Consider the following 13,140-nt stretch of genomic DNA (forward strand, 5'->3'; position numbering starts at 1 on the left):
CAAATCCAGACCTTAATTATTTAGAAGAGTATTTTTTAAATAAACCCGAAGGAACAAGCGATAAAGAAGCAGCTAAAAAAGAAAGTGCTGATTTGTTTTTAACTTCATTAAAAAGAAAAATGTTTTTTGAGGGTAATGATGATTATTTAAGAGAACAATTTGCAGTAGATCATTACTCGTTTTTACCATACAAATATTTTGTGAGTTTTGTTGATTTTCTTAAATCAGGAGTCGATAATAATAATAATTTAAGAGATGATATTGTACTAGCAATTAGTAAATCTGAAAACATTTACAACGATGTGGTTGGTAGAGAAAATGTTTGTATTAGTAGTAATAGCCTAAAAAAATCATCTACAAAGGCTTTTTATGGTTTTAAAGCTGCTGATTTTGAAGTGGTATTGCCTAATGTGGGTGGTCAGACAGACTATATAGAGTACTTTCCAGATCACATTATTTTCAGACATTCCGATGAATCTGCCTCTTTAGAAATCAATATCGATTTATATGAAATTCTAATGCGTATAAAAGAAGGTTATGTTCCAACGTCTATTGAAATTAGAACTTTCTTTTTGAATTTAGAAATGTTCAAAAGAAGAATATTAGCAAAAAGATCTACGAAGGTTTTCTTAACAGAAGATGACTCAAATTTATATTCTTTTGAGAAATCAGCTACAGGTAAATTAGTATTAAGCAAAATTTAAAAAATATATGTCTCTAGATAGAAAACAAAAAGCATTTAGGTTTTTTCCAATAATGCCATTTGATGCAAATAATATCAATTTTGAACAGGCAGTTGTTAGGTTGTTAGTTTTATTGCACACAAAAGGAAAAGTTATAGCAAAAACAACTAAAGACACTTTATATCCTGAATCATTAGTTGATTTAATAAAAGATAATAAAGATAGCTTTGAAGGAGTTAATGATCCTATTCGTGAACGTTTAATGAAAAACTGGATTTCAGCAGATTTTGCAACAACTATAACTGAAGGTAAAGGAAGACAAGGTAGAGCAAGGATTTCAAACTTAAAGCCACTTCATTTAAGTACTATAAAATTACTTGATCCTCGTATTAGAAGTCAGGACAGAGATGTTAGTATTTTTCTTTACAATGTTTTTAAAGGCACTACTATCGCTAGTGATGGTGATTTTTTAATGTCCTATTTGTTAGAAGGAACAAAACGTGAAGGACAGTTTAACTTGGTTGCAGACGAATCAAAATTTGATGAATTAGATATTGAAACACAATTTTTGTTAAGACTTCTAGATAATTTTAAAGTTGATTTACCATCTACTAATGCCAATCTTGTTCAGGACTATAAATTTTTATGTGAGGCACAACAGAAACAATTTCTTATTGATACTATGAAATTGTTGGTATATAAAGAATCTGTTCCTAGAAGAGAATTATTTAATTATATCACGGTATTGTTCAATTTTCATACAGCACTTTTTGCAATTAAGTCATTCAAACAAATAAATTCTTTAGTTAAAACACAAAAATCAAAATGTGATACTTGTGTTATAATAAAAGGGGAAGCTGATTTTCATAAACTTTGTAAATGTGATTTCCAGCCTAAAATATTTGTAGACTTAACTTTAGGCCAAGACCGTATTTGTGATGCTTTGTCAAAGAAAAGTGTCGAGAATGATTACAATGAAATGTATAAATATTTCAAGTCTCATTATAAATTAGTTAAACTGGCGGAGTTTGCTAAAACACAAGGAAACCAAACCCCAACATTAGATCAATTAACTGGTTATTTAGACAATCCTGGATTAGAAGGATTCTTTAATTACAAATTAGGCGATATTACGGTAGATGAAGATTTAAAGGATGATCCTGATGTACAAGCAATATTAAAAATGAATATTCCAGCTATTGATAAATATGTAGAAATTCTATGTAATGATAAATCCAATTGGAAAAATTTAGTCGCCAGACATAAGAAATTAATGGGTGGACTTTGCAACATGAACCGCGAAGATGGTTTCTTGCAAGGAGGTCGTGGCAGACAACGTAAATATGTAATGGGTAATCTTCTTTTAGAAGTATTGGTTCAATTAGCTGTTGTTAGTGCAGACCCTAAAGGATTTAAAACAAAACCAATTACTATTATATCATTTGTCGATTGGTTAAAAGACAGATACGGCATATATATTAACGAATGGATTACAGATTCTGACAGTCCTGAAACAGCTAAAGCATTAAACAATAATTTCTTAGCATTGAAAGAAAGATTAAGGCAACTTGGTTTTTATACAGATCTTTCAGATGCTTCAAATTCTCAGGTAATAAAACCTCGATTCAAAATAGAACCTAATTTTTAAAATAATTCAAGCATAGACTTATGTCAAACACAATAAAAGCAACAAATAAAGACGCAATTAAATCAATAGAAATTCCAGATGGGAAAATTGCGGATTTCATAACGGGAAATTGGGTTAAAGAAACAGAGCAGGAACAAGTTAGACAAAATTTTGAGCGTACATTAGTAGAAGAATATGAATATCCTTCTAGTGATATCAAGGTTGATTTTGCAATCAAAATATGGGAAGGCGATAAACAAAAAACAAAGAAAGGACAATTAGTAGTTTTGAAAAGTGGTACGGAAGAACCTCTAGTGTTAGTGTTGATTGCATCTCCTAAAGCAAACCCAACAGATAAAAAAAATGGTGCGACAGAACTAGAACAATGGTTGGTTGATGTGTCATCTGCAGAGTATGGTTGTTGGACTAATGGAATTGAAACCGTTTATTTTCAAAAAAGAAAAGCCAAATTTGAAACGGATGTATTTCCAGTAAATGATTTTCCACGTTTTGGTGAAGATGCTTCATCAATTTATACTACTGATAGAAGACGATTAAGAGTAGCAACAGGTAATAACTTATTATATGCTTTTAAACGTTGTCATGATTACATACACGCCAATCAAGGAGGTAGTAAAGAACAAATATTTTGGGAATTCTTAAAATTATTATTTGCTAAAATCGAAGATGAATCTAATGCCGGCAGACCTCGTTTTGCTATACGCAGTGCTGAAGAAAGAAACACTAGTGATGGTCATAAAGAAGTTAAGCTTAGAGTGGAAGACCTTTTCAAACAAGTTCGTAAGAAGAATGAATTTAGTGGTTTGTTTGATGCTCAAACAGATGGTTTATTATTCAATCCAGAAACAATTTCATACATAGTAGCCCAATTAGAAAAATACGATTTCATTCACTCTTCAGTTGATGTGAAAGGAGTTGCTTATGAAACTATTGTTGGGCCTACATTAGAAGGAACTAAGGGGGAATTTTTCACACCTCGTAATGTGGTGAAAATGACAGTTAAAATGTTAGACCCAAATCCGGGTGACCGTATTTATGATCCAGCATGCGGAACGGGTGGTTTCATAGTAATTGGTTTCAATTACATCAGCGAAAAGTTACGTCAAAAACATAAGGTTACTTGGAAAAACCCAAATAAACCTACTGAAGAAGAAGAAAAAGTATTATTTGATGAAATACATGAGTCCGGCTATAATATTTTTGGAACAGACTTTAATGCTAACTTAGTGAAAGCTGCCCAAATGAATATGATTATGAACAATGATGGACGCGGAGGTTTATTTGCAGAAAATGGATTAAAAGATCCAAGCACTTGGAATTCTGAGGAGGCTAGGAAGAAAATTCAATTAGGCAGTATGGATTTCGTAATGGCAAATCCACCATTCGGAGCTAAAATAAAAATTGATAGTAACGAAATTCTAGAACATTATGATTTGGCTCACAAATGGTCTAAAACAAGTGACAATAAATGGCAACAAGAAACAAATTTAAAAAATGCTCTTGAACCTGAGGTATTATTTGTTGAAAGATGTATTAAATTATTGAAACCGGGCACAGGCAAATGCGGTATTGTATTGCCTGATAGTATTTTGAGTAATCCTGGATATGCTTATGTTCGTTATTGGATTTTACAAAATTGTCAAGTTTTGGCAAGTGTTGATTTACCTGTAGAAACTTTTTTACCTAGAACAGGAACACAAACAAGCGTATTGATACTTCGTAGAAAAAGCGACCAAGAAAAGCTTATGGAAAGTATGAGCGGACAAATGGCAACCTATGATATTTTTATGGCATCTCCTAAAACAGTTGGTAAAGATAGACGTGGCGGTTTCATTTATAGAAAAGACAATCAAGGTAAAGAAATAGTAACTAGAGAGATGTATAAACCTTTTGCTGAATCAACAATTCTTGATTTTATGCCTGTTGTTGAGACAACAGGTAGGATTGTAGATGATGAATTACCATTGGTAGCAAATGAATTTCTTAAATTTAAAACCAAATTAAAAAATGAATAATGAAGTAATTTTCGATTTATTTGAAAATAGTCAAATTGGTTTTTTGATTGATTCATTTAAAGTATCATCAGGCGATATAAGACTTGATTCATCTCACTTTGTAGATGACTCAAATATTATTTTAAATAAAGATATTCAATTTCAACCTCTAAGCAAACTTATTAACGATGTTGAAGAGCCAAATCTATTTACACGAATTTACTGTGATAAGGAATTTGGTGTACCTTATATTTCATCATCAGAAATGTCTGAAATTGAACCACCAGTCAATTCAAGATTTATTTCTAAAACCCTAACAAACAATATTGCTCAGTATATTATTAAAAGAGGTCAAATATTGGTAAGTGCTGCTGGAACCGTTGGTAGTATTGTTGTGGCGACTAAAGAACTAGATGGTGTTGCAGGCACAAGTGATATTTTGAGAATAAATGTTGACACAGAAAAAAATCTTGGTTTTTTTTATACCTACCTAACAAGTTCTTTTGGCGCTAGTGAATTAGCAAATCTTGCATACGGAGCAATAATTAAAAGAATAAGGGGCTTTCATTTAGCATCAATTAAAACGCCAATTATTGACAGCAATAGTATGTTAAAAATGAATAAACTTGTTTTAACAGCATTGGATAATAGAGATGAAGCAAACACTTTACTTAAACTGGCCCGTTCATTAGTTTTAAAATTCAACAATCTTTTGCCTATAAGTGAAATTAAAATTGATTCAGTTGCAACTAATAATACGACTCAATTTAGATTATTTAATTTATCAGATTTTTCAACAGAGTATAGATTAGACTCACATTTTTATAATCCAACAGCAAGCACAGCATTAAAAAACATTCAAGAAAATTCATCTCGTTTTTTAACTCTAAAAGAGGTTACGGAAGATATTGTAATAGGTAAAAGATTCAAAAGAAACTATGTTGAATCAGAACATGGCACTCCATTCATTGGCAGTAAAAACATATTACAAATAAGACCATCAGAATTAAAATATTTATCCAATTCTGAAATTGGGTTTATGAATGATTTGATGTTAAGTAAAAACATGATTCTAATAGCTTGCTCCGGGTCATTGGGCGGTACTTTTGGTAAAACAAGTTTTGTATATAACAACTTTGAGAATTTTGCAGCATCACAGCATATACTGAGAGTAATTGCCAATGAAGATTTAATTGATTCAGGTTATTTGTATGCTTTTTTAAGTTCTGAATATGGTTATGAATGTATCACTAGATACAGATGGGGTGCTCTAATAGATGAAATTGATGATGAAGACATGAGTAAATTACTTATTCCTCTTCCTTCTGATAAACAACAAAAAGAGATTGGTGATATGGTTCGTCAAGCGTATGATTTAAGAGCAGAAGCAATTAAATTAGAAGATGAGGCACAACAACTTTTAACCGAATCACTAACCAAATAATAAAAAGCAGAAAAATGGTTACCATAACACAAGAAATTTATTTTGAAGAAATTGCTCAAGCCGTTTTCAACGACTTAAAAGCAAAACTTTTATTAAAACAAAAAAACCATTGTCTTCGTGTGGATTATCTACCTAAAGCAGTTATGGAATATGCTTGTGAAAAATTAAATCTTGATGCTGATTTAAAAGCAAGAGATATAGAAGCATTTGTGCTTGCAGAAAAAAAAGAAAATCCTTTTGAAATAGAAAGTGGTCGATTAATTGAATTAAGAAATCGTTTGTCTTTTGGTGTATTAGTTGTGTTTATACCTCAAGGTTTTAATGGTGCTGCCGAAGATAGTTATGATATTCATACTTTTGAAGCCTATGATTTAGCAGGTGTTTTTAATGAGCATAAGAAAAACTTAATCAATAGCTTTTCATCTACAGAGCAAGGTATTATTAAAGCAATTTTGGAAACTTCAGTAGCTAGAAAACAAAGAATTGAAAGACAGTTACGTTATTTATTGGCGTTAAAAAAAGACGAGTGTACATGGGAATCTGCCGGTGCGTATTTACCTTATCTAAATCTAATACCTGATTTAAAATTAAAAGAAGAAGATGTACAAGCTCGTTTGCTTCGAAATGGAGAATGTGTTGAAAATCTTAGCGATGCCGACAAAACAATTTTCTTAGCAATAGAATCTTTGGTAAATAAGGGATTAGATCCTGAAAACAATAATATAAAGAAACACTTACTAGAGTTTTTTCATAATCAAAATCAGATTCAAGTAAAAATATGGACAGAAAGAATTTTAATAGAATCAGAATGGTTAAAAAAAATAAGTTTTGATAAGTGGAAGTTTAAAGATTTAGCAGGAGAACAAATTGAACTTTATTTAGAAGCTTTTAGAGACAAAGATGGAAATCCATTATTGGCAACCGGCCTAGTCCTTGAAGGCGACAATCTTTTAGCTACCAGTAATAGTAAATTAACGGTAAAATGGAAAACAAATCCTCGTAAAACGACCAAAGTATCACAATTTGTGATAATATTAGAAAGAGAGGAAGATACTGATTCCAGCAATGAACTACATCGTAAAACAGCAAAAGGAACAACAGAACAAATTAAATTTCCTTTTAAAGATGTTGATTTAGAACAAGGTGAAGAATGGTTAGTACAAATTCGAGTAGTTGCATTAGATGAAAATAAAGCAAAAATAGCAGAAGATATAAGCGAACCATTTTATATCAGAGGAGAAGACAGTGATACAGTAACTGGCGAAACTAAACGTTTTAACAGAATAAGAAATGTTGCCGAAGCTACCTTTAAAGCAACCTATCGTTTCCGCAAAGAAATTCAAATTGAAAGTCAAGGTCTTGAAGCAGGTAAAGTTTTAATGTATAGAATTAAAACAAATCCTAGAGAAACCTATCAAATTCAATTAAATGATTTATTGTATGAATTAGAGAGAAAAACACTTTTAGATCCTTTTAGTGGTGGAGCTTACGATGTAGATATCATCAATAGAGGTTTTATAGAAAAAAATGATTTTAAAGTCTGTAAATTAAATTTATCTGTTTTCAAAACTGAATACAGTGCTTTCTTAGATAAAAGGAGAGAATTATTTCATGCAATTACGTCATTAGATACAACTACAGTTATAGAAACGCTAGATTTAAGACAATTTCAAACTCAAATATTTGATTACGTAAAAGCATATCAAAAAATAACAAAAGAGATTGCAGATGCAATTACTAATTCTCCAGATGCAGAAGTAAATAATGTATTAACTAATACTCATTTATTAAATCGATTAGACACTATACATGTAAAATTAGGTTCGCTTGAAGAACCTGAAGAATTGATTTTATTAGCACCAACACATCCTATGAAAATGTTGTGGTTGTTGCAATACCAATTAATGCTTTTTGATTGGAGCAATCAAATGACTGGAATGTCTGAGGATGTAATTCGTAAAGCTATAGATATTGAAGGTTTTGAAAAGATTTTACCCTTAAATTTACCGAATGCAATGTCATTTAGTAAAGATAACTTTTTTGTAAATACAGATGTTCTAGACTTATATTGGACAATTTTTCCCAAGAGTACGACTACAGATATAAGAAAGGTAGTTGCTCTAATCTCAAAGGCTTTAGGATACAAAGATGACTTAGGAAACATATCATCCGTTTCAGCTCCGCAAATTGCAGATAGACTTTGGAGATACCTTAAGCACCATCCATACATTAAAACTTTAAAATTAAATGTTTTAAATCCTGGTGATGGATTGTTGTTTTTAAATTCCATACGAGAGCTACAAAAAATGGATGATTTCAAGAATTTGAGATACGACATTACATTTTATGGAACATTAGGACATGAGTTAATGGGGAGTTCATTTGATGAATTAATGAATGATAGTACTAATACTGAAGGTAGAGGTCTTGATATAGATGAAGAATTATTAGAACCAAGTCATAACCCATTATTTCCTAAATTATTTTTTTCAAAAGTAAAGGTAGCCGCTGATAAGTGGTCGGAAGTTGAATTTAAAGAAGCGAATGTTACTGTAATTATTGATCAATTTGTTACAAAAACAATTTCACGTCCAGCTGGTAATGTACCAGGTAGTTATTTTTTACACGGATTATTAGCAGAATATCGTTCAGAATTTAACATTATGAAGGATGCTGTTACATGGAGCAGAAAAGTAGTTCCATCCTTAACTTCAGACATTTCTTCTGGTAATGAAATAAGCGATTTGATTTACCATACAGGACTTAATATTTTAGGATTAAGTTGTTCTTATTTTGATTGGGGTAAATCGATTGATCACTTGCCAACAATACAATTAGAATTAGACAAACAGGACAGACATATTCTTTCTCAAATACATGACAGAAGTGATTGGGTGTTTACAATTGACAGAAATTTTGGTATTGAATATTTTGACAATCCTGCTGATGCAAATCCAAATTTAAAAAGTTATCTAATTGATTACACTCCAGAATTTATGGAAGGAGTTGGACATCGTTTGATAGTTTCAACGGGTTGGAAAAATGAAATTGAAAAATTAATAGAAGATGGATTAAATAAAATAAGTATTCCAACATCTTCTTTTCGGGCAATTAAAGTTTTAGACATTATAAAATCGATTTCTGGAAAATTAGCGTTAAAATTAATTAACAACCCTAATAATGTTAGGGAAATAATTGGGTTAGCAATTACTCGTTTAGCATTAGAGAAAGATGGATTAATGGATGATGGAGTTTTAATTCCTGTTGATACACATATTGATATTTTTGCTCAAAATAAACGTCGAAATACAGAGGAAGACATTACAGTTAAACGAAGTGATTTAATTCTAGTTTCTGTAAAAAACGGAAAACTAAACTTAAATTTAATTGAAGTAAAGTTCCGTTCTGGAGCAGGAAACATAACAGAAAGTTTAGCTTTAAAAGAAGAGATTGTAAAGAAAAATGAAAATTCTGAAAAAGCGTTTAGAACAAAATTTATCTCAGATGCTAATAATCCTAAAATTGATGTTCATTTATCAAATAAATCACTTTCTACATTAATAGGTTTTTATCTAGAAAGAGCAATACGCCACAATTTTTGTAATGATTCTTCAAAATTGAAACAAATGGTTGAAGCTATTAATACTGGTGACTTTCAAATTGAATTTGAAAAATCCGGATATATTTTCCATTGGGCAGGTGCAACAAAACCAGTTGATATTTATAAAGGAAATACAATTTATGAAATAGGCAATAAAGAAATTGCAGAATTGCTTGAAATACGCGATACGGAAATAGACGAACCAAATGAAGACTCTACTCCTGAATCTTCAACAGAACCTATAGTGACACCAAATTCAAATCCAATTGTTGAGACAGAAAAAGAAGAACCATCTGTTTCTTCAAGTGAAGAAACAGATACAATTAAAATAGAACCACGAATTGAAACGGATGAAGTTGTTGCTCCAGTTACAGTAGATAAAGTTACAGAGCCTGCTCCTGAACCAATATCGATTCCATCTGTGGTATTAGGTAAAAATGTAGACAATGGTAAGGATGTAATTTATAACCCAATTACAATGGTGCCAAAAAAACTAGCAAATCAACATCTTTTGATAGTTGGGAAGTCAGGTGCTGGTAAGTCCCAAACTACTGGTGGTTTACTTTATGAAATAAGCAAGCAAGATATTCCATTCTTAATACTTGATTTTCAAGGAGAATATATTTCACAAGTTCTTTCAAACTCAAAAGGCGAATCATTTTTAGAAGCTACGAATTCCATCTCTCTTGATCCTTCTTATGGTATGGATATTAATCCTTTAGAATTGTCAATAGATGGAAACACCGGCAAAAAAACAGGATATATGAGTAATGTATATCAGGTTTCAAGCATACTTAAACAAATATTTGGTCTTGGCGATATTCAACATCCAGTATTAAAGGATGCAATAAAAAGAGCGTATTTAGAGAAAGGATTCTCTGTTTCTGATAGAGCTACTTGGAATAACGAACCACCTCAATTTCAAGATATTTGGGAGATATTGGAATTTATGGAACAAACTGAAGGAGCCAATGTTAGAAATCTTAAATATCGTATAGAGCCATTATTTGAAAATAACATATTTGTATCTGGCGAGGATAGCGTTTCTATAACCGAAATATTAAAACAAAATTCAGTTATAAATCTTTCAACACTCCATACTCCTGAACTAATGAAATCAGTTGCAAGATTTGTACTTCAGGCAGTCTACAATAAAATGCTTGCAGATGGACCTTCAAAAAAGATAAAATTATATGTAGTAATTGACGAAGCACACAAACTTTCTTATGACCAAACCCTAACTGATTTAATTCGTGAGGCAAGGAAATATGGTGTTGGTTTCATTTTAGCTTCACAAAGTGTTAGAGATTTTGCTACTGTAGTATTTGAAAATATGGGTACAAAAATCGCATTACAATTAGAAGGAGAAGACGCTAAATTTATGGCTGAAAACTTTGGTGCTACAGATAAAATTTCAAAAGAAGCGGTATTAACTATGCTACCATCCCAAAAACCAATGAGAGCATTAATAAGAAATAATCATTTCGAACCTTTTGTACAAGTAGATATTGAACCATTTTATTCAAAATAATAATTAGTTTTTAAATCAATATTTTTAAATGGAAATAAAAACCATAAGTATAAAAAATTTCAGAGGTATTGAGAGTAAATTGTTTAATTTCAATAATCGATTCAATGTTATTATTGGAGAAAATGCAGTTGGCAAAACTTCTCTAATGGAAGCTATAACAGTAGGTTTAGGAGGTTTTGTAAAGGGATTGAACTACAAGAATGGAAGATCTATTACAAAGGAAGATATTAGAATTACCAGTTACAAGAAAGAAATTATAAGAGCAAAAGAATCAAAAATCGACATAACAGCTAACTTACTTGGTAGTGAATTTTCATGGTCAAGACAAAGAAAATTTAACGAAAGCTTAAATGACTTAGAAATGTATTCAGATGTTTATGATTTTGGAAAACACCTTACATCCGAATCTAAAAGCGGGCGTTTTACAACATTACCATTGATTTCATACTATGGAACAGGAAGACTAATGAAAGAAAATGATTCTGAATTTAATCCAGATAAAACAAATCAGCGAATTGACGGATACAATAAAGCACTTAACCCAAATTCTAATTATAAAACTTTATTATCTTGGTTTAAAAACACTGAGGTAAGTGTTTATAAAAGTGGGAAGGAAATAGATGTTTTAAAATCAGTTAAACGTGCTGTTCGAAATAGCTTTGAAGAAGTAGAAACACTTTATTTCGATAATGACAATAACTTACTTTCAATATTATTAAAGGGAATTCAAACTAACGAATCTAAACCTATTAGTACTTTAAGTGATGGTCAAAAAAATTTAATTGGTTTAATTGGGGATATTGCATTACGCTGTGTTTTATTGAATCCTCATTTTGGAGAAAACGCACATGAAAAAACACCCGGAATAATTTTAATCGACGAGTTAGATTTACATCTTCACCCAAATTGGCAAAAGAAAATTGTAGCAATACTAAAAAAAACCTTTCCCAATATGCAATTCATTGCGACCACTCATTCTCCTTTTATTATTCAAAGTTTAAAAAATAAAGAATTAATTGATTTGCAAGGAAAAGAATTAGATACAGATTACATCAATAAAAGTATTGAAGAAATTGCTTCTGAAGAAATGGGTGTTGAATTTAAAAGAAGTGAAATATTTGTTGAAATGATGGAAAATGCAACAAAATATTACCAATTGCTTCATGATAATAAAAATCAAAAAGATGAAACTATATTATCTGAAATCAAAGCAAAATTGGATAACTATGAATTGGAGTTCAATGAAGATCCCGCTTATGTTGCTCTATTAAAAATGGAAAGGAGGATGAAAGGATTATGAGACCTGTTGTAAAATGGCCAGTTGGTCACGCTTATTTAACATATACAATAACAAATGTATACAAACCACATAAAGGTGCTAAAAAACATCTAGAAGCTAACCTTGGTGGTTATTGCAGTTACTGTGAAAAGCCTGTTACAGATGAGGCAATGCACGTGGAGCATATTAGACCTAAATCGGTTCATGCTAATTTAAAATTTGAATGGGATAATTTTCTCATATCGTGCCAAAGATGTAATGGTCCTGACAATAAAGGAGTTAAAGATGTTATTGTTAATAATACTCATATGCCTCATTTAAATAATACATATTCAAGTATTTCATATTTTGAAGACGGGACTGTTACTGTTACTCCAGGACTTGATTCGCATGAAACTGCTAAATCACGGTCTCTAATCGAATTAGTAGGTCTGGATAGAATATTAGGACATCCACAACACTTAGAAGGTGACAAAAGGTATGAAAGGAGAAAAACAATTTGGGAAATAGCTGTTAAAATGAAAACGAATTATATCAAGGTAAATAGCTCTCTCACACCTGATTTCATAGCTTTATGTGCTTCTCAAATGGGATTTTGGTCTGTTTGGATGAAAGTTTTTAGTGATTGTTCTGAAGTTCAGAATGAATTGATTCTTTCTTTTAATGGCACTTTTTTAGATTGTTGTAAATCTGACATTAATAGAAACTTATTGCCTTAAATATTATTATTTCAAAGAAAATAAAAAATTAGAATACAACTATTTATATTATTAAATCTATTAAATACATAGGTTTATATAGTAATGGAAATATTAAACAGCAATTTATGTGCATTGGAATATATTAAAAATGGTTATTATTATGAATAATACTTTATAATATGAATAATAAAATTTTAAATATTTTAGCATCTTAACATTAATTCAATGGGAGAATTTAATAGAAATCCGGAACACAAAA

General features: G+C 30.7%; 7 protein-coding genes. All 7 read left to right on the forward strand.

Annotation, left to right across the window (positions count from 1 at the left end; translation table 11 throughout):
* Nucleotides 1–704, forward strand: a 704-nt coding sequence (locus tag C0512_RS13360; RefSeq protein ID WP_290862387.1) for a hypothetical protein, incomplete at its 5' end; no start/stop codon positions are given.
* Nucleotides 705–711: 7 nt separating this feature from the next.
* On the forward strand, nt 712–2,331 hold the full coding sequence (locus C0512_RS13365; RefSeq protein ID WP_290862389.1) for a hypothetical protein: 1,620 nt from the start codon (nt 712–714) through the stop codon (nt 2,329–2,331).
* A gap of 20 nt (nt 2,332–2,351) precedes the next feature.
* Nucleotides 2,352–4,346, forward strand: a complete 1,995-nt coding sequence (locus C0512_RS13370) for an N-6 DNA methylase (RefSeq protein WP_290862391.1) — start codon at nt 2,352–2,354, stop codon at nt 4,344–4,346.
* On the forward strand, nt 4,339–5,769 hold the full coding sequence (locus C0512_RS13375) for a restriction endonuclease subunit S (protein ID WP_290862393.1): 1,431 nt from the start codon (nt 4,339–4,341) through the stop codon (nt 5,767–5,769). The genes C0512_RS13370 and C0512_RS13375 overlap by 8 nt, the downstream gene beginning before the upstream one ends.
* 14 nt (nt 5,770–5,783) lie before the next feature.
* Nucleotides 5,784–10,901, forward strand: a complete 5,118-nt coding sequence (locus C0512_RS13380; protein ID WP_290862395.1) for a helicase HerA-like domain-containing protein — start codon at nt 5,784–5,786, stop codon at nt 10,899–10,901.
* A gap of 28 nt (nt 10,902–10,929) precedes the next feature.
* Nucleotides 10,930–12,201 (forward strand): AAA family ATPase, encoded by a 1,272-nt coding sequence (locus C0512_RS13385; protein WP_290862397.1) that lies wholly within the window; start codon nt 10,930–10,932, stop codon nt 12,199–12,201.
* Nucleotides 12,198–12,899 (forward strand): retron system putative HNH endonuclease, encoded by a 702-nt coding sequence (locus tag C0512_RS13390; protein ID WP_290862399.1) that lies wholly within the window; start codon nt 12,198–12,200, stop codon nt 12,897–12,899. Before C0512_RS13385 ends, C0512_RS13390 begins: the two co-directional genes overlap by 4 nt.
* Nucleotides 12,900–13,140: the final 241 nt, after the last annotated feature.

It is taken from the genome of Flavobacterium sp., from assembly GCF_013822155.1.
Lineage (GTDB): Bacteria > Bacteroidota > Bacteroidia > Flavobacteriales > Flavobacteriaceae > Flavobacterium.

Coding starts and splice junctions, on each gene's coding strand:
- C0512_RS13365 (WP_290862389.1), top strand. CDS start 712: ATGTCTCTAGATAGAAAACAAAAAGCATTTAGGTTTTTTCCAATAATG.
- C0512_RS13375 (WP_290862393.1), top strand. CDS start 4,339: ATGAATAATGAAGTAATTTTCGATTTATTTGAAAATAGTCAAATTGGT.
- C0512_RS13370 (WP_290862391.1), top strand. CDS start 2,352: ATGTCAAACACAATAAAAGCAACAAATAAAGACGCAATTAAATCAATA.
- C0512_RS13385 (WP_290862397.1), top strand. CDS start 10,930: ATGGAAATAAAAACCATAAGTATAAAAAATTTCAGAGGTATTGAGAGT.
- C0512_RS13390 (WP_290862399.1), top strand. CDS start 12,198: ATGAGACCTGTTGTAAAATGGCCAGTTGGTCACGCTTATTTAACATAT.
- C0512_RS13380 (WP_290862395.1), top strand. CDS start 5,784: ATGGTTACCATAACACAAGAAATTTATTTTGAAGAAATTGCTCAAGCC.